Origin of the sequence: Leifsonia shinshuensis, from assembly GCF_022606355.1 — a bacterium.
Taxonomy (GTDB): Bacteria; Actinomycetota; Actinomycetes; order Actinomycetales; family Microbacteriaceae; genus Leifsonia; species Leifsonia shinshuensis_B.
Map to the genome: position 1 here is coordinate 24,639 of NZ_JAHHZQ010000003.1, position 17,733 is coordinate 42,371.

Annotated in this window: 16 protein-coding genes and 1 pseudogene; 10 read left to right on the plus strand and 7 right to left on the minus strand. The window is 69.5% G+C overall.

What is annotated here, in order from left to right; translation table 11 throughout:
- Nucleotides 1-3 precede the first annotated feature (3 nt).
- Together KNO15_RS11695 and KNO15_RS11700 are read left to right on the plus strand one after the other, a co-directional pair.
- The gene (locus tag KNO15_RS11695) at nucleotides 4-1,590 is read left to right on the plus strand and encodes an amidohydrolase (RefSeq protein ID WP_241703922.1); all 1,587 of its coding nucleotides are present in this window, start codon (nucleotides 4-6) and stop codon (nucleotides 1,588-1,590) included.
- A 96-nt stretch (nucleotides 1,591-1,686) separates the two neighbouring features.
- The gene (locus KNO15_RS11700; protein WP_241703923.1) at nucleotides 1,687-3,075 is read left to right on the plus strand and encodes an APC family permease; all 1,389 of its coding nucleotides are present in this window, start codon (nucleotides 1,687-1,689) and stop codon (nucleotides 3,073-3,075) included.
- A gap of 96 nt (nucleotides 3,076-3,171) precedes the next feature.
- On the opposite strand, the gene KNO15_RS11705 is transcribed toward KNO15_RS11700, so the two are convergent.
- Genes KNO15_RS11705 through KNO15_RS11720 form a run of 4 tightly spaced genes read right to left on the minus strand, consistent with a single transcriptional unit; the run spans nucleotide 3,172 to nucleotide 4,952 of the window.
- Nucleotides 3,172-3,456 carry a hypothetical protein gene (locus tag KNO15_RS11705; protein ID WP_241703924.1) on the minus strand — a complete coding sequence of 95 codons (285 nt, stop codon included), beginning with the start codon at nucleotides 3,454-3,456 and terminating at the stop codon, nucleotides 3,172-3,174.
- The gene (locus tag KNO15_RS11710) at nucleotides 3,453-3,938 is read right to left on the minus strand and encodes a DUF2269 family protein (protein WP_241703925.1); all 486 of its coding nucleotides are present in this window, start codon (nucleotides 3,936-3,938) and stop codon (nucleotides 3,453-3,455) included. The genes KNO15_RS11705 and KNO15_RS11710 overlap by 4 nt, the downstream gene beginning before the upstream one ends.
- A complete protein-coding gene (locus tag KNO15_RS11715; RefSeq protein ID WP_241703926.1) occupies nucleotides 3,935-4,252 on the minus strand; it encodes a hypothetical protein in 318 nt (105 codons plus the stop codon). The genes KNO15_RS11710 and KNO15_RS11715 overlap by 4 nt, the downstream gene beginning before the upstream one ends.
- 40 nt (nucleotides 4,253-4,292) lie before the next feature.
- Nucleotides 4,293-4,952 carry a DJ-1/PfpI family protein gene (locus KNO15_RS11720; RefSeq protein WP_241703927.1) on the minus strand — a complete coding sequence of 220 codons (660 nt, stop codon included), beginning with the start codon at nucleotides 4,950-4,952 and terminating at the stop codon, nucleotides 4,293-4,295.
- 119 nt (nucleotides 4,953-5,071) lie between these two features.
- Between KNO15_RS11720 and KNO15_RS11725 the strand changes: the two genes are divergently transcribed.
- A complete protein-coding gene (locus tag KNO15_RS11725; RefSeq protein WP_241703928.1) occupies nucleotides 5,072-6,025 on the plus strand; it encodes a GlxA family transcriptional regulator in 954 nt (317 codons plus the stop codon).
- A 248-nt stretch (nucleotides 6,026-6,273) separates the two neighbouring features.
- Nucleotides 6,274-6,870, plus strand: a complete 597-nt coding sequence (locus tag KNO15_RS11730) for a TetR/AcrR family transcriptional regulator (RefSeq protein ID WP_241703929.1) — start codon at nucleotides 6,274-6,276, stop codon at nucleotides 6,868-6,870.
- Between the two features lie 25 nt (nucleotides 6,871-6,895).
- Here the strand turns inward: KNO15_RS11730 and KNO15_RS11735 are convergent, their stop codons facing one another.
- The gene (locus tag KNO15_RS11735) at nucleotides 6,896-9,970 is read right to left on the minus strand and encodes a glycoside hydrolase family 2 TIM barrel-domain containing protein (protein WP_241703930.1); all 3,075 of its coding nucleotides are present in this window, start codon (nucleotides 9,968-9,970) and stop codon (nucleotides 6,896-6,898) included.
- Nucleotides 9,970-11,256 carry an MFS transporter gene (locus KNO15_RS11740; protein ID WP_241703931.1) on the minus strand — a complete coding sequence of 429 codons (1,287 nt, stop codon included), beginning with the start codon at nucleotides 11,254-11,256 and terminating at the stop codon, nucleotides 9,970-9,972. Before KNO15_RS11740 ends, KNO15_RS11735 begins: the two co-directional genes overlap by 1 nt.
- A gap of 109 nt (nucleotides 11,257-11,365) precedes the next feature.
- On the opposite strand from KNO15_RS11740, the pseudogene KNO15_RS11745 reads away from it, so the two are divergent.
- A pseudogene (locus KNO15_RS11745) lies at nucleotides 11,366-11,570 on the plus strand (family 1 glycosylhydrolase); the annotation flags it as partial.
- Nucleotides 11,547-11,879, plus strand: a complete 333-nt coding sequence (locus tag KNO15_RS11750) for a family 1 glycosylhydrolase (protein ID WP_374113167.1) — start codon at nucleotides 11,547-11,549, stop codon at nucleotides 11,877-11,879. The pseudogene KNO15_RS11745 and the gene KNO15_RS11750, both read left to right, overlap by 24 nt.
- Here KNO15_RS11750 and KNO15_RS11755 read toward each other — a convergent pair.
- Nucleotides 11,861-12,799 carry a sugar-binding transcriptional regulator gene (locus KNO15_RS11755; RefSeq protein WP_241703933.1) on the minus strand — a complete coding sequence of 313 codons (939 nt, stop codon included), beginning with the start codon at nucleotides 12,797-12,799 and terminating at the stop codon, nucleotides 11,861-11,863. The genes KNO15_RS11750 and KNO15_RS11755 overlap by 19 nt on opposite strands.
- A 103-nt stretch (nucleotides 12,800-12,902) precedes the next feature.
- On the opposite strand from KNO15_RS11755, the gene KNO15_RS11760 reads away from it, so the two are divergent.
- From KNO15_RS11760 to KNO15_RS11775, 4 genes are all read left to right on the plus strand, one after another.
- Entirely contained in the window at nucleotides 12,903-13,973 is a 1,071-nt protein-coding gene (locus KNO15_RS11760) for an NAD(P)-dependent alcohol dehydrogenase (RefSeq protein WP_241703934.1), read from the plus strand.
- Complete coding sequence (locus KNO15_RS11765; RefSeq protein WP_241704659.1) at nucleotides 13,973-15,541, plus strand: sugar ABC transporter ATP-binding protein; 1,569 nt, start codon at nucleotides 13,973-13,975, stop codon at nucleotides 15,539-15,541. Before KNO15_RS11760 ends, KNO15_RS11765 begins: the two co-directional genes overlap by 1 nt.
- Nucleotides 15,538-16,524, plus strand: coding sequence for an ABC transporter permease (locus tag KNO15_RS11770; protein ID WP_241703935.1), 987 nt, complete (start codon nucleotides 15,538-15,540; stop codon nucleotides 16,522-16,524). Before KNO15_RS11765 ends, KNO15_RS11770 begins: the two co-directional genes overlap by 4 nt.
- A gap of 71 nt (nucleotides 16,525-16,595) precedes the next feature.
- Nucleotides 16,596-17,645: a substrate-binding domain-containing protein gene (locus tag KNO15_RS11775; protein WP_241703936.1), complete on the plus strand. Its 1,050-nt coding sequence runs from the start codon at nucleotides 16,596-16,598 to the stop codon at nucleotides 17,643-17,645.
- Nucleotides 17,646-17,733: the final 88 nt, after the last annotated feature.

Genomic DNA, 17,733 nt, shown 5'->3' on the forward strand with positions numbered 1-17,733 from the left:
GGGATGGGCGCGACGGTGTTCCTGAACGGGACGATCCTCGACGGGTACGGAGCGGACGCCGCGGCGACGACGGCACTCGCGATCGACGGCGACGGAACGTGGATCGCGACCGGACCGGAGGCCGAGGCGCTCCACGGCGATGCCGAGTGTGTCGTCGACCTCGCCGGAGGCGTGCTCGCCCCGGCGTTCGGCGACGGCCACGCCCACCCGCTGCAGGGCGGCCTCGAGAAGCTCGGGCCCCAGGTGCGCGCCTGCGGCAGCGTCGCCGAGATCGTCGCGTGCGTCAAGCGCTGGGCCGACGAGCACCCCGAGCAGGAGTGGATCTACGGCGCCAGCTACGACGCGACGCTCGCCCCCGACGGCTTGTTCGACTCGCGCTGGCTCGACGAGGCCGTCCCCGACCGTCCGGTCGTGCTCCGCGCCTGGGACTATCACACCGTCTGGGTCAACTCGGAAGCCCTTCGCCGCGCTGGCATCGACGCCGACACCCCCGAGCCGCCGCTCGGGCGCATCCCGCGCCGCGAGGATGGCAGCCCGCTCGGCATCCTCCAGGAGCCCGGAGCGGTCGACCTGCTGCTCCCGGTCGAGCCGGGGCGCCCGCACCACGAGCGCGTCGAGGCGCTGCGGCTCGCGACCGAGGAGTACGCCTCCCTCGGGATCGCGTGGATCCAGGACGCCTGGGTCGAGCCCGCCGAGGTCGAGGCCTACCTCGACGCCTCCACCCGCGGCCATCTCGCCACCCGGGTGAATCTCGCCCTGCGAGCCGACCCGCTGCGCTGGCGCGACCAGGTCCCCGCTTTCGTGGAGGCCCGCCGCCGCGTGGAGGAACTGGACGACCCGCTGCTCACCGCCGCGACCGTCAAGGTCTTCGTCGACGGCGTCGTCGAGAACCACACGGCGGCGATGCTGGACGACTACACCGACGTCCCCGGCGACCGCGGCATGGTCAACTGGGATGCGGCCGAGCTCGCCGCCGCGGCCGTGACCTTCGACCGCCTCGGCTTCCAGCTGCACTTCCACGCGATCGGCGACGCCGCCTGCCGCACCGCTCTCGACGTGTTCGAGCAGGTCGAGGAGCAGAACGGTCCGCGAGACCGCCGTCCCGTCATCGCGCACGTGCAGCTGGCCGACCCCGCCGACCTGCCGCGCTTCGCCCGGCTGGGCGCGATCGCGAACTTCGAACCGTTGTGGGCCCAGCTCGACCCGATGATGCTCGACCTGACGCTGCCGCGGATCGGCCCGGAGCGCGAGCTCCTCCAGTACCCGATCCGCACCCTGCACGACTCGGCGCGGATCTCGTTCGGCAGCGACTGGCCGGTCAGCGACAACGACTGGCGCCCCGGCGTCGCGACCGCCGTGACCCGGCAGACCGCGGCCGGCGTCCCCGCGTCGGGCTGGACTCCGGCCGAGCGCATCACGCTCTCTGACGCGCTGGACTCCTACTCGGTCGGCGTCGCCCACCAGGCGTTCGCCGACGCCGGACGCGACCTCGTCTGGCTCGACCGCGACCCGCGCGCCGTGGCCCCGCACGATCTGCGCGGCGTCCGCGTGCTCGGCACCTGGGTCGCCGGCGTGCGCCGCGCCGCCTGAAGACCCACCCGCACTATCGCCCCCCGTCCATCCCCGACCCGTTCCCCCCTGATACCCACCCACGCAACCCCCTCGACGAAGAGAAGGCACGCAGACATGACCACGACCGACCTGCCCGCCCAGCCGCATCTCAAGCGCGCGCTCGGCCCGACCGCCCTCGTGCTGTTCGGACTCACCTACCTGGCGCCCGTCACCGTGTTCACGACCTACGGGATCGTGACCGAGACGACCGACAACCACCTCCCGTCCGCATACGTCGTCGCGCTGATCGCGATGATGTTCACGGCGCTGAGCTACGGCGCGATGGCGCGCCGCTACCCGGTGTCCGGTTCGGCGTACACCTACACGCAGCAGGCGTTCGGCGGCCACATCGGCTTCCTGACCGGGTGGACGCTGATGCTCGACTACCTGTTCCTGCCGATGATCAACTTCCTGCTGATCGGCATCTACCTGAACACGCAGTTCCCCGAGGTACCACAGTGGGTGTTCGCGCTCGCTTCGCTGCTGCTCGTCCTGCTCTTCAATCTGCTCGGCATCACGCTGGTCAACAAGCTGAACATCGCGATCGTCGCGCTGTCGGTGCTGCTTGTCGTGGTGTTCGCCGTCCTCGCGATCAAGGAGCTGACCACGAACCCATCCGCCGCGACGCCGAGCCTGATCGAGCCGTTCCTGCCCGGCAAGGGCGGCCTCGGCCCCGTGTTCGCCGGCGCCGCCGTGCTCGCCCTCTCATTCCTCGGCTTCGACGCGGTCTCCACGCTGTCGGAGGAAGCCAAGAACCCCAAGCGCGACATCCCGCGCGCGATCGTGATCACGACGCTCGTCGGCGGCGCGATCTTCATCGTCGTCTCCTGGCTCGGCGCCCTGGTCTTCCCGAACTGGCACGCCTTCCAGAGCGTCGACTCGGCCGGCGTCGACCTGATGGCCAAGGTGGGCGGCAGCTTCCTCACCTCGTTCTTCGTCGCGGTCTATGTGGTCGGAGCGTTCGGATCGGGGATGACGACGCAGGTGAGCGTGTCGCGCATCATCTACGCGATGGGACGTGACCGGGTGCTCCCGGCGATCTTCGGCAAGCTGCACCCGCGCTTCCGTACCCCCTGGGTGGCGGCGCTCGCGGTGTCGATCGTGTCGCTGCTGGCCCTCGTGCTGACGCTGGACGTCGCCGCGACGATGATCTCGTTCGGCGCGCTGGCCGCGTTCTCGATGGTGAACCTCTCGGTGATCCGCACGCATCTGTTCCCGAAGGGCGGCCGTGAGACGCCGTCCACCCGGGAGTGGCTGCGCTACGGGCTCCTCCCGGCGGTCGGCTTCCTTCTCACGGTCTGGCTCTGGACCTCGCTGACCGCGACGACCTTCATCGTGGGCCTGAGCTGGATGGCAGCCGGTGCGATCTACCTGGCGATCCTCACCCGCGGCTTCCGGCGCCGGCCCCCGGTGATGGACTTCTCGGAACAACACGAGGGAAAGACGGAAGACACTCTCGTCTGACCCCCGCACATCTCTCTCACCATCTGCCTGCCCACCGACGACCGCACCGGGACCGGAGCGGCCGCTGCGGGTGCGAGAACGACCAGCGGTCGAACCTCACAGCTCGTCGTCCCAGAGCCGACGATCCAGATGTTGCGCAGGCGCGGCACGGGACGCAAGAAGGCCCCCGACACCGGGTATGAGCGCGAGCAGCCAGACCCGGTGCGACCCGTCTCGGACGAGAATCGCGGTGATGACGGTGGCGGTGTACGCAAGTCCGTGCACGGGGCCGAGAACGCGTGACACCTCCGGAAGGTGGATGGTGAAGAGGTTGGCGAGCATCAGAATGAGCGTGGCGAGCTCCGCCCAACCCACGATCTCCAGGATGCGCCGTCGACTCATAGTCCGACTCCCGTTGTCGAGCCCGGCCGGGAGATCATCAGGACGACGACGACCGCCCAGATCAGGTTGAACACACCTGTCAGCATTCCGAGTCGGCCGGCGACCTTCTCGAGCACCGGGGTGCGCACGTCTCCCGCGCTCCCGTCGAGGGAGCGAACGATCCGCGTCTGGTACGGCAGGATGACCGCGGCCAGCAGAAGGGCCGCGACCGCGGTGAGGATCATCGACGCGATCAGCCACGTGTCACCGAGGACGCCGATGCTCGCGCCGGTGGCGATCCCGAACACGGGCACGAGCACTCCGATCACCGCGTAGACGCGTGTGATGCGGTGCAGGATGCGCACCACGGCGACCTTCTTCGGATCATCGGGTGTGGCCAGGGCGAGGCGCGCGAATCGGGGAAACATGCTCGAGGCGATGGCGACCGGCCCGATGGTCAGGATCGCCGCAAGCACATGGACGGAGAGCAGGAACGCGCTCACGCGGTGATCCGCTCTCCCGTGACGCGCGTGCGCGGTAGCCGTCCGGCCCGGGACTCGCCGGCTAGCGCGTCGCCGTCGACGGTGACGTCGAACTCGAGGTCGAGCCGGAGCGGCCGAGTGATCGATTGGCGCCAGGCGACGTGCTGACCGTCCGGACTGTCCTCGGCGGCGATGTCGGTGAGTGCCGTGGTCTCGCCTCCGCCACTCGCGCTGGCGCGGATCACCCCGCCCTCATCCTCGAAGCGGTACTCGGCCTCGATGGTGCCGACGGGGGTCTTCATCCGCAGCAGCCAGGTTCCGGCGATGGTGTTCATTCGTGTACTCGTGTCTTCCATTCCGTGGATCCGATAGCCGTCAGGCCGCGAACTGACGCTCGCTCTTCACGGTGACGCCGCGCCGCTCGTACTCGAACAACTCCTCGACAGCGTGCGCGGTCGTGGAGCCGAACTCGCGTTCGAGCAGGTAGAGGGCGACGTCGAGGCCTGAGGTGACGCCGCCACCGGTGATGAGGTCGCCGTCGTCCACCACGCGCGCACGAACGGCCTTCACGCCGGTGGCGTCGAGCATGTCGAGTCCGAGCACATGTGTGGTCGCGGTGCGCCCTTCGATGAGGCCGGCCATCGCGAGCGCAAGGGAGCCGCCGCAGTAGGCCGCGACGATGACGTCCGGGTTCGCGACGGCACGAGCGATCACGGGCATCGCCTCGCTCGACGCGAATCGCGCCAGGAGCACGGGGATGGTCTCGTCTCCGGCGTCGGGATCGCCGTCGACCGGGCCGACCGCTCCGGGGACGAGCACGAAGCCGGGTGCGTCGGGATCGAGCGCGGCGGCCGCCGTGAGAGAAATCTGCGGTGTCCCGGATCCCACGACGCCCGGTCCGCTCGCGCTGACCAGCTCCACGGCAAACGCTCCGCCCAAGAACTCACTGCCCGCGGTGAGCACCTCGAACGGGGCGATGACATCGAGCGGATCGAATCCATCGAAGAGCACGAACTGGGCGCGTGGGTGGGGCATGGGGGTTCCTTTCATCGGACGCTCTCCTCATCCTCGTCATCGGAGGCGCTCGAAGCCACGGCGATCTGGACATGTTTCGCCTGAATCAAGCCACACGCATTATCGGCTATTGTTCAGGCATGTACACGGTTGTCGTGCTCGCTCTCCCGGACACTATTGCGTTCGATCTGGCCACGCCGATCGAGACGTTCGGACGCGTTCGCCTGCCGGACGGGAGGCCCGGCTACCGGCTGCTCGTCGCCAGCCACGAGACGTCGGTCCAGGCTGGGCCGTTGACGCTTGCGATCGACGAGGGCTTGGACGCACTCGAACGCGCCGACCTCATCATCGTGCCGGGCAGGAACGACCCGACCGTACCGACTCCGGCGGTCGTCCTCTCCGCGTTGCGGGCCGCGGCGGAGCGAGGGACGCGGATCGCGTCGATCTGCGTCGGTGCATTCTCGCTCGCGGAGGCCGGCTTGCTCGACGGCCGGATTGCGACGACCCACTGGGTCGCCGCGGAAGAGTTCGCGTCGAGGTTCCCACGCGTCCGACTCGACCCGGACGTGCTCTACACCGACGACGACACCGTGCTGACCTCCGCCGGCGCAGCGTCCGGCCTCGACCTGTGTCTGCACATCGTGCAGCGCGATTACGGAACAGCGGTCGCGGCGGACGCCGCCCGCCTCGCAGTCGCTCCCCTGCACCGCCCAGGAGGGCAAGCCCAGTACATCGTCCGCAATCGCCCGACCTCTCGGACGTCCACTCTTGGACAGGCCCTCTCGTGGATCGAGGCGAACGCGCATCGCGACCTGACACTCGCGGACATCGCTGCAGCAGCGGGCCTGAGCACCCGCACGCTCACACGCCGATTCAAGGACGAGACGGGGCAGAGCCCGATGCAATGGGTATCTGGTGTGCGCATCCGCCACGCACAGGAACTGCTGGAGACCACCGACCACACGGTGGACCGGATCGCTGCGCAAACGGGGTTCCCCACCACGAGCAACTTTCGATCGCAGTTCGGACACGTCCTCGGCGTCACGCCGGGCGCCTATCGCAAGGTGTTTCGCCCGCAGACGACGGCCCTGTGAAGTCGACCACGTAGTCCGCACAGATTCGTGACGAATCGCGGGATTCATGGTCGGGTGACTGGTGGCAGTCGGGTCAGCGGCCCCTGTCGGTCCTCCCCGACACCGTCGCGATGACGAATGAGTTGCCGCCGGACCTGATCCGTGCCATCGAGAAGACGCTCGCCAGCCCGGAGGTCGAGGAACTCGAAATCCTCTAGCGTTAGTGGAGCGCGCCCGACGGCGCGCTTCAGAGCGAGAGTGGTGAGGTCGTGCCGAACGAAGCACGCCGTAAGAGCCCGGGCGGGTATGCGAACGGCCGGGCGACGCGGGAGGACGTCCTGCATCGTGCCGCTTCCGCGTTCGCCGAGCAGGGTTACCACGGCGCGTCCCTGCGGGCGATCGCGCGGAGCGCCGGGATCGACCATTCGACGCTGCTCCATCATTTCGGCGACAAGACGTCGCTGCTGCTCGCGGTGCTCGCGTGGCGCGACGAGGAGGCGATGCGCTTCGTCTCGGCCGATTGGGTGAGCGCGGAGGACTTGCGTGCCCAGATGGCGGCGCTCGTCGAGCACAACCGCTCGATCCCCGGGCTTGTCCAGCTGTACGCGGTGCTGTCGGCGGAGGCGGCCACCGAGGGTCACCCGGCCCGCGCGTTCTTCCAGGAGCGGGCCGAGCGACTCGCGACGCAGTTCGAGGACGCGATCCGACGGTTCGGCACCGGCCCGATCCCGGCGGACCTGCACGCGCGGGTGCTGACCTACCTCGCCCTCTGGGAGGGCCTCCAGGTCTTCGACGCCGTCAATCCGGGCCGGTTGGACATCGGCGTCGTGCTGGACGGCGAGCTCGGGCGCCTGCTCGGCACCTGAGCCCGCCGTCGCACGTTCCGCGGCGTCACGTCGCTGGAAGCTCCTCGAGCATCCACGTCCATTCATACGTGCCCGGCCCGACTCGGAACCCCTCGGGGACATCGGGCCCGACCGAGGTCGTGCCCAGCCCACGCTGCGCGACATCGAGGTGGACGAAGGAGCGGGTCGACGGCGGCAGCTCCCACGAGTGCCGGGCCGCGGCCAGTTCGCCCGTGCTGTGCCGGGAGACACCGACCTGACACGGCCGATCCAGTTGGATCCGGAGGGCCGGTCGCCCAGGCCCCGACAGCTCGACGAACCAGACGTCGGCGCGGGAACCGTTCTCCTGCGGTTTGACGTACGGCACCTGGAGCGTGTCGATGGCGGCATCCCAGCGGCCCAGCCGGCCGGACCGTCTGCGATCCGGATACGTCTCGTGGGGGCCGGCGCCGAGCCAGACCGCGTGGTCATAGCCGGCGGGGAGAGGCAGGGTGGTCCCGATCCGGAGGAGGTCGCGCTGCGCGGCCGGGACGGTCACGCGCTCGTGCACGACGAGTCCGCCAGCGGCCGTGCGCCCGAACCGGCGGGTGTGGGCGACCTCCACGCCGTCGGCTCGATACCGCGCCTCCACGACGGTCTCAGCACCCTCCTCGGCCACCCGCACCAGCTCGCGGACCGGCGCCGCGAAGCCGCTGCCGGCGAAACGGCCGAAATGCATCATGGAGGCGTCGTTGTCCGTCGGCGCCCGCCACAGCTCGATCTCCGGTTCCCCGGCCAGGAGGGCCGATCGGATCAGTCCGTCCCCTTCTTCCGCAGTGTCCCGCTCCGACGAACGAACGGTCTGCGCGATCGTCGGGAGCGCCGGCACGGGAAGCTCGTCCACCGAAAGCACCTGCACCGCGGCCAGCGACGTGCCCGCGGGCGCCCAGCTCTGGTCGTCGGCGAGGAGGATCTCGATGGTGAGCCCCAGCGCTCTCGCCGAGGCGAGTCCTGTGCGCAGCTCATCGGGCAGCACGACCGTCGTCGTCTCGCGCGGCGGGATCAGCGGTAGAGGGAGCTCGATGCGGGCGCTGCTGCCGTCGAGCGTGTCCACGCGGGCGACGGCCCGGTAGTGCGACGAGTCGACGAAGAACTGGCGATTGCGCACATCGACGGTGCCGGCGCGCAGCTGTGCCGGGATGGCCGTCGCATCGAGCGGGGTGAACAGACGCCGGGCCTCCTCCATCCCCGGGTGAGGGGACCCGTCGGGGAAGAGCAGACCGTCGATGCAGAAGTTGCCGTCGTTGGGCTCGTCGCCGAAGTCGCCGCCGTAACGGTAGCGACCGTCGCCGTCCGGGTCGAGCCCGTGGTCGGTGAGCTCCCAGATGAATCCGCCCTGCAGCCCTCTGGTGCGCTCGATGAGATCCCAGTACTCGTCCAGGCCGCCGGTGGAGTTGCCCATCGCGTGGGAGTACTCGCACATGATGAGCGGGCGGTCCGCGCGGGGATCCTCCGCGTACTGGCGAAGCGCAGCCGGCGACGGGTACATCGGCGCGACGACATCGGTCACCGCGTGCCCGGCGAACCAGTCGCGCATGATCGCACCCTCGTAGTGCAGGGGTCGAGACGGATCGAAAGCCCTGAGCCAGCCGGCCGCGGCGTGGTGGTTGACGCCGATGGAGGTCTCGTTGCCGAGCGACCACAGGATCACGCTGGGGTGATTCGCGTCGCGGCGCACCATCCGGGAGACCCGGTCGAGGAAGGCCGAGGCGTAGCGGGGGTCGTCGCAGATGGTCGTGGAGTAGTTGTGCGCTTCGATGTCGGCCTCGTCCACCACGTAGAGGCCGTATTCGTCGCAGAGGTCGAGGACCATCGGGTCGTTCGGGTAGTGCGCGGTGCGGATGGCGTTGAAGCCGTGCTCCTTGAGCAGCCTCAGCTGGGCGGCGACCTCCGCCCTGGTCGACGTGACTCCGGTCCGCGGATGGAAGTCGTGACGGTTGACGCCCTGGATCAGCACGGCGCGCCCGTTGACCAGCAGCTCGCCGTCGCGGACGACCACATCGCGGAAGCCGATCCGGTGCCGTGATCGCTCCACCTCGACGTCGTGCGGATCGCGCAGCACCACGTCGAGCTCGTAGAGGGCGGGGGTCTCTGCGCTCCACGGCCGCACGGACGGCAGCGCCAGCTCGAGCTCGGCGAGCCCGATCGGCTCGGGCACGAGGAGGGCGTCGATGACCCGCAGCGCCGCGCCGATCGACGGGTCGAACGCGGCTCCTGCCGCGCGCCGGCTGGCGAGATCGAGGACGTCGAGCCCGGACAGGTCGACATCGGCGGGAGGCTCCGGCATCGAGATCGCACCGTCACCGGCGCCCTGGGCCGGAGCGGCCCCCGGCGCGGAGACCGGGGCTTCGGCGGCGACCTCGCCGATCCGCGCCGCGATGCTCCAGCCCGCGTGCAAGCGTTCGGAGCCGGAGCGCACCGTGACCCGGACACGGCAGCGTCCGCCGTCGCCCTCCAGCGACGCCCGCGCCTGCACATCCGCGAGGTGCACCGTGGGCGTGGCGTACAGGCTGACCGATCGGGTGATCCCGCCGTGCCACCACGAGTCCTGGTTCTCGACGAACGTCGCGTCGGAGAAGCGGACGACGCGGAGGACGACGACGTTCGGGCCCTCCGTGACGTGCGCCGTGATGTCGAACTCCCCGGCGAGACGGCTGTCCTTGCCGACTCCGACCGGCTCGCCGTTGACCTCGACGAGAAGCGTGCTGATCGCCGCCCCGACGTGCAGCACGATCCGCCGCCCGGCCCAGCCGCCGGGAACGGTGAACGTGCGCCGGTAGACGCCGGTCGGGTTGTCCGCAGGGGGCAGCGGCGGCATCCCGTCGAAGGGCACCCGCTGAGCGGTGTAGATCGGGAGGTCGCCGACACCCTGCATCGTCCAGGCGCCGGGCACCTCGATCGGCCGCCACGCGTCGGCGGCCTCGCGGGCGGTGGGCGACGGCAGCAACTGGAAGTCCCAGGTGCCGTCGAGATCGAGCCGGTCCTCATGCGTGATCGCGTGCGCGTCCACGCGTGCGAGACCGGTGAGCTCCGGGCGCGCCCACGGCCGCACGCGCGTCCAGGTGTCGAGGGCGTCCGTCATCAGCGCACCTTCCGGATCGGGATGATGCAGAGCGCGCCGACCACCGAGAGCACGAGAGCGATGAGGAAGAGGCCCTGGAAGCCGCCGGTGATCCCGACGACGGCGCCGGCGACGGCAGGCGCGAGCACCTGCGGCAGCGCCGAGGCGATGTTCGCGATGCCGAGGTCCTTGCCGGCGTCCTCGCCCCTGGGGAGGACCTCCGTGAACAGTGCCGTGTCGACGGCCATGTAGCAGCCGAAGCCGAGCCCCGAGACGACACCGTACAGCAGCATGCCCGTGAGCGTCGGCACGAAGAAGGGGATCAGGAGGCCGATCCCGAGGATGAGCGACGAGACCATCACGAAGGGCTTGCGCCTGCCGACCCGGTCGGACCAAGGGCCGCAGATCAGCATCGTGACGACCGACCCGGCGAGCGACGACAGGGCGACCAGCGGCACCGCGGACGCCGCCCCGGAGCCGAGTCCGATGTAGTCCTGCATGATGTAGAGCTGGTACAGCGACACTCCGAAGTACGCGAGCATCAGGGTGAACCGCGCGCTGAAGGTCCAGAAGAAGTCGGGATGCTTGCGCGGGCTCACCCAGAACCCGGCGAGGATGGCGCCGATCCGGAACGGCTCGCGGGGGGCCTCCCGGTTGGATCCCTCCGGGTTGAGGATCACGAACAGCACCATCGCCAGCAGCAGGATCCCGGCGAGGATCACATACCCGGCGAGGATCGCGTTCGACGTGACGAAGGCGGCGCCGTAGAAGCTGCCCGCGAGGGATCCGCCCATCAGGCCGAGCCCCATGATCGTCGACGTCGTGCCACGGAGGCGGCGGGGCACCCGGTCGGGGATCACGGCTTGGAGCGGCGCCTGCGCCATGTTGACGAAGAGCTGGACGGCACACCACGACAGGGTGATCCAGAGCAGGCTGTTCGAGATCCCGAGGAGGATCAGCGAGAACCCGCCGAGGACGGCGCCGAGGAGCAGCAGCGGCGCGCGTTTGCCGATCCGCGTGCGGAGCCGATCGGAGACCATCCCCCAGGTCGGCTGGAACACGACGGAGACCATCGCGCCGATCATCGAGACCAGGGCGAGGTTGCCGACCTTCGCCGAGGGGTCGATGCGTTCGATCTGCGTCGACATCAGCAGGCTCAGCACGGATCCCCAGATCAGGAAGATCGCGAGGTTGCCGGTCAGGAGGGTCGTCAGGAAGAGGGGGAACCGTCGCGGAGGCGACGTCGGTTCGTCGGAGGCCGACGGGGTCGTCGGCGGCGTGGTCGGGGTGAGGGAGAGCTCGCTCATCGGGGTGTCCTCTGTGCTCGTCGTCGAGTGGCGGGATGCCGGGTCGGAGGAACTCTACCTCAAAATTCCACCGGTTGGTGGAATTTGACCTCCATGGATGGCTCTCTCGATGACGGGAGGCCGCTCTCCGTGGCCTGGAGCCGGGTGCTCCCGACAGGGGCCGGTCCGGTCAACCAGGCAGGCCGTGGACCGCAGCCTGGGCGACCGGGTGCCCGGCTGGCTCACCCTGAGCGAGCCGTACTGCTCCGCGTTCGTCGGTCATCTCGAGGGGAGGCACGCGCCGGGGATCCGTGACGAGGCGACGGCGGTCATCGCTCTGCACCACCTCCTGCTCGCGCACGGCAAAGGCGTGCAGACGCTCCGCGCGGAGGGTGCGACCGGCCAGCTGGGCATCACCCTGTACCCGACCTCCGTCCGGGCCGGAGATCCTCCACCGCGTCGCCGACGAGTACACGACGCTACCGCTCATCGTCACCGAAACCGGTCAGGCCCTCTTCGACTACGTCGACCCCGAGCGTGAGATCAACGACGCGGAACGGGTGCACTTCTACCGCTCGCACATCGAGGCGGCGACGGAGGCGATGAACGACGGCGTCGACCTGGTTCAGGCCTCGAGGAGGTAGCGGGCCGTGCCCTCGTCGGTGACGAGGGCACTCAGGAGGCCGGCGCGGAGCGCGGACGAGATCGCCAGGTGCTTGGCGGCGCCGCCACCGACGCCGATGACGTGCGGCGCGGCGCGAAGCTGGTCGGCGGTGATGCCGATCATGCGCGCGTCCAGCACATCCACGACGGACCCGTCCGCGCCCAGGAGCGTGGTGCCCACCTCCGCGACGACTCCGCGCGCGATCAGGTCGGCCGCCTCTCCGGTCGGGACGAGACTGTCGTGCAGCAGTGAATCCTCCGGCCACGCTCCGATCGTGACGACCGCGCAGGTGAGGCGATCGAGCTGTGCCAGGCTCTGCGTGATGCCGGGCTGGCGTGCGATCGTCGCCGCGGCCGCCTCGTCGGTGACGATGAGCGGGGCGGGCAGGCGATAGACCGCCCCGCCCGCTCGCCGGCCCAGCGTCGAAACGGCCTCCGTGCCGTGCTCGCGCATCGGATCGGCGACGCCCGTGAGCTGCACGACATCGCAGAGCGCGATCGCGTCGAGCGCACGGGACATCTCGAGGAGAGTGCGACCCGAGCTCACCCCGAGGATGTCTCCGTCGACGATCCGGCCGCCGAGCAGCTCGGCCGCGATCGACCCGAGCGCTCGGCGCAGATGGTCGGCGTCCTCCGTGGCGCTGGTGATCACATACGCGTCGTCGAGCTCGAAACGGTCCCTCAGGGCGATCGACAGCTCCGCATCCAACGGGCCGGGCGCCGAGATGGTGATCGAGACGATGCCCGTATCCAGCGCCTTGCGGATCAATCGGGCGACCGCGAAGCGTGAGATCTTCAGCTCTTCGGCGATCTGCAGGCGCGATCGAGAGTCCAGGAAGTAGCGCTTGCCCACGTACGCGAGCCGGACCGCCTCGTCGGGAGCCAACTGTTTGCCGCTCATATGAGCACCGTCACATCTCTTCTGCTAAGTGGTTTATATTTCTGATGATAGTAAGCATCGAGGCTGTCATCATCAGGCCTCGAGTCCGCATCGAGAGGACCTCATGACCACGTCCATCCCCACCGAAGTGCCGACCACGATGGCTGCCAGCGTTCTCACCTCGCGCCGCACCATCGAGTTGACGGAGGTGCCGATACCGCCGCTGGACCCCGACCAGGTCCTCGTGCGGATCGAGGCCGTCGGGGTCTGCGGCTCGGACACGCACTTCTATCTCGAGGGCCACATCGGCGACCTCGTCGTCGACGGGCCGATCGTGCTCGGACACGAATCGGCCGGCCGGATCGTCGCCGTGGGAGCCGCCGTCGACCCGGATCGCCTCAGCCGGCGTGTTTCGATCGAACCGCAGCGCCCCTGCCGCGCGTGCCGGCACTGCAAGAGCGGCGAGTACAACCTCTGCGTCGCGATGGAGTTCTACGGCGCTTATCCCGTCGAAGGCGCCTTCTCCGAGTTCGCCGTCATCCAGGACGACTTCGCCTTCGAGGTCCCCGACAGTCTCAGCGCCGACGAGGCCGCCCTGATCGAGCCGGTGTCCGTCGCTGTGCACGCCTGCCGCCGAGCACAGGTCGCCGCAGCGAGCCGCGTGTTCATCACCGGTGCGGGACCGATCGGGTTGCTGACGGCTCAGGTCGCGGTGGCCTTCGGCGCCGGCGAGGTCGTCGTCAGCGACCCCGTCGAATCCCGTCGCCGGTTCGCCGAGACGCTCGGCGCGATCTCGACGATCGATCCGCGGGAGGCGGATCTCGGCGACCTCGAACTCCACTTCGACTCGTACATCGACGCATCCGGCAGCGCCCGCGCGATCGCCCAGGCGATCCCGACCGTGCGCAGAGGTGGCCGCATCGTGCTCGTCGGCATGGGCAACGACACCATCGAGCTCCCGATCTCGGTGATCCAGAACCGCGAGCTGGAGCTGACCGGAACGTACCGCTACGCGAACACGTGGCCGACCGCGATCGACCTCGTGGCTCGCGGCGCGGTGGCCGTCGCGCCGCTCGTCACCGGGCACGTGGGGCTCGCCGATGTCGAGGCCGGTCTGCTGATGGCCCAGAGCGACCCGTCGTCGATCAAGACCATCGTCGTCCCGGGCCGCCCCGCCCCCGAATCGGCTCGGTGATGCGCACCGGGCAGACCCGGCCGCAGGCGACGCCGGCGCTGACGGCCGAGGGGGTGACCAAGGCGTTCGGCGGCATACCCGTGCTGCGCGGTGTCGCCTTCGAGCTGTGGCCGGGCACCATCACCGCGATCGCCGGTGAGAACGGTGCGGGCAAGTCCACGCTGATGAAGATCATCTCCGGCCTGTACCCCGCCGACGCCGGAACCGTCTCACGCCACGGCGAGCACCTGCCCGCCGGGAACGTTCAGGCGGCGATCGCTCGCGGCATCTCCATCGTTCCGCAGGAGCTCGCCTCCATCCCCGAGCTGACGGTCTACGAGAACCTCTATCTGGGACGGGAGCGACGCACCCGATTCGGCACGCTCGACCGCTCCGCGATGATCGCGGACGCGTCGGCGGCCCTCCTCGAGTTCGGCCTCGGCATCTCCCCCACCGAGCGGATGGGCGGCCTCCCGGTGGGCGTGCGGCAGATCATCGAGATCGTCAAGGCGACGACGCAGGGTGCGACGGTCATCCTGCTCGACGAGCCGACGAGCGCCATCTCCGGGCGCGAAGTCGAAACGCTGCTGCGGGTGATGCGCGCGCTGCGCGACGCGGGCGTCTCGCTGCTGTTCACGACCCACAAGATGGAAGAGATCCGCGCCGTCGCCGACCGCGTGGTCGTCCTGCGCGACGGGCAGCTGATCGTCGACGAGCCCGTGCACGCGCTCACCGACGACGACATCGTCACCGCCATGATCGGGCGCGAGCTCGAGGCCCTCTTCCCCGACCTCGCGCCGATGAGCCCCGCCACGGTCCTGGAGGTCGAGGGGCTGGAGGTCGAGGGGCTCGCGCCGGCCGGCTCGGAGACCGGCTTCGACTTCGAGGTCCGTCGCGGCGAGATCCTCGGGCTCGCCGGGCTCGTCGGCGCGGGACGCACCGAACTTCTCGAAGCGCTCTTCGGGGTGCGCGCGAGGTCCGGCACCGTACGGGTCGACGGCGTCGCGGTCGCCGCCGGCTCTCCGCAGGCGGCGATCGCGGCGGGCATGGCTCTCGTCCCCGAAGACCGGAAGGAGGCGGGCGCCGTGCTCGCGCTCAGCATCCTCGACAACGCCTCCCTCCCCCGCATCGGCGGTTTCACCCGCAGTGGGGTCATCGCGGCGCGACGACGCCGCACGGCGATCGCGACCGCGATGACCTCCGTGGCCCTGCGGAGCAACGGCCTGGGTCAGGAGGTCGGCACCCTCTCGGGCGGGAACCAGCAGAAGGTCGTCCTGGGCCGCTGGCTCACCGGGGAGGTCGACGTGCTCCTTCTCGACGAGCCCACCCGGGGAGTCGACATCGGGGCACGCAGCGAGATCTACGGTCTCATCGTCGAGCTCGCCGCCCGAGGGATGGCGGTCGTCCTGGCGTCCTCGGACCTCCCGGAGATCCTCAGCCTCAGCCACCGGGCGCTCGTGCTCGCCGACGGCGCGGTCGCCGCCGAGCTCGACAAGCGCGACCTCTCCCACCCCGACGCGCAGGACAGGATCTTCCGCCTCGCGTCCGGCCAACTCTCGACCACCGCATCAGGAGACACGAACCCATGACCGACATCGCATCCCCCTCAGCTGCACGAGCACCGCGCAGCAGCCTGCTCCTGACGCTCGCCGTCCGCTACGCGATGGTGCTGGTCATGCTGGCGATCATCGTGTTCTTCGTCGTCCAGTCCAGCCGCTTCGCCACGGTCGACAACCTGATGACGATCCTCGTCGCCGCCGCCCCGTTCGCCCTCATCGCGCTCGGTCAGACGCTGGTCATCCTCACGGGCGGCATCGACCTCTCCGTCGGGTCCGTCATCGCCGCCAGCGGGATGACAGCGGCACTGGTCGCCAAGAGCGTTCCCGACCAGTTGTGGGTCGCCATCGCGGCCGCGGTCGCGGCAGGGCTCCTCGCCGGGTCCGTCAACGGCTTCGTCGTCGCCCGCCTCAACGTTCCCCCCTTCATCGCGACGCTGGGCATGATGACCCTCGCCTCCGGCGTGGCGTTCGTCATCGGAGGCGGTGCACCGATCAACGGCCTGCCTGCGGCGTTCGGCACCATCGCGAACACCAAGGTGCTGGGCGTGACCGTCCCCGTCATCCTGATGATCGTCGGCATCCTGGCGCTGGCCTTCATCATGAAGCGGACCTCATACGGCCTGCGCGTCTACGCCGTCGGCGGCAACCGCCTGGCCGCGGAGATCGCCGGTGTGAAGGCCAGGCGCATCCTGTTCAGCGTCTACGCCGTCAGCGGTGTGCTGGCTGCGATCTCGGGCGTCATGCTCTCGTCGCGGGTCATCTCCGGTGCGCCCACGCTCGGGCAGGGCTACGAGCTCGACGCGATCGCCGCTGTCGTCATCGGCGGCGCCAGTCTGATGGGCGGCCGCGGAACCGTGTGGGGAACCGCACTCGGGCTGCTCCTGATCCAGACGCTCAACAACGGGCTGGACATCCTCATCGTCCCCGCCTATTGGCAGGACGTCATCAAAGGTGTCCTGATCGTCAGCGCCGTCGCCATCGATGTCTGGGCGACCAGGCGCACGTCCCGCTGACGGAACGGCCTGTCGCCGAGCCGAACCGTCCCGCCCCCTCCCGACCGAACCCTCACGAGTAAGGAATCACCATGAAAACAACCAGCATCCTCCGTGGCCTCGCGCTCGGCGCCGCGCTGACCACAGCGGCCGTCGGGCTCACGGCCTGCGCGAGCGGAGCCGGCAGCGCCGACAGCCTGCGTATCGGCGTGACCGCCTACGAGATGACCTCCTTCATCACGGCGGGAAAGGAAGGCATGCAGGCCTACGCCGACGCCAACGACATCGAGCTGCTCTGGAACTCGGCCAACACCGATGTGAACACCCAGGCGGGGCAGGTCGACCAGTTCATCTCCGCGGGCGTCGACGCCATCGTCGTCCTCCCGGTGCAGGCCGATTCCCTCGAACCCCAGGTGAAGGCCGCACAGGCGGCGGGCATCCCGATCTTCACGGTCAACACGCGCATCCTCAGCGACGGCCTCACGGGCAGCGTGCTCCCGGACGACGTCGACTCGGGAGTTCAGGAAGCGCAGGCCATGGTCGACCGCCTCGGCGGATCCGGCAATGTCGTCATCCTGCAGGGCCCACTCGGGGCGTCCGGCCAGGTGGACCGCAGCACGGGGATCAAGAAGGTGCTCGACGCGAATCCCGGCATCACGGTCCTCGCCGAAGACACGGCGAACTGGAAGCGCGACGAGGCGATCAACAAGACCAAGAACTGGATCTCCGCGTTCGGCGACACGATCGACGGCATCATCGCCCAGAACGACGACATGGGACTCGGCGCGGTGCAGGCGCTCCGCGAGGCTGGAATCACGGATGTTCCCGTCGTCGGCGTCGATGGCATCGAAGACGGACTTCGGGCTGTGCAGAGCGGCGACTTCATCGGAACCTCTCTGCAGAACGGCACCGTCGAGCTCGCCGCCGGCCTCGCCGTCGCCGCCAAGACCGCACGTGGTGAGAAGGTGCCGACCCAGATGACGTACTTCATGCCGCGGATCACGGCCGAGAACGTCGATGCGGCGTACAAGAACGTCGTCTCCGACCGCAAGACGTTCCTGTCGAAGCTCACCACCCTGATCGATGAGAACATCGCAGCGGACAACCTGTCGTACGAGGGCCTTCCTGGTCAGACCCGCTGACCCTGATGCTCGGGCGGCCCGTCGTTCGGTGGGCCGCCCGAGTGGAGGATGCCCGCTCTCGAAGCCACGCCACACCCGTCGCACCCAC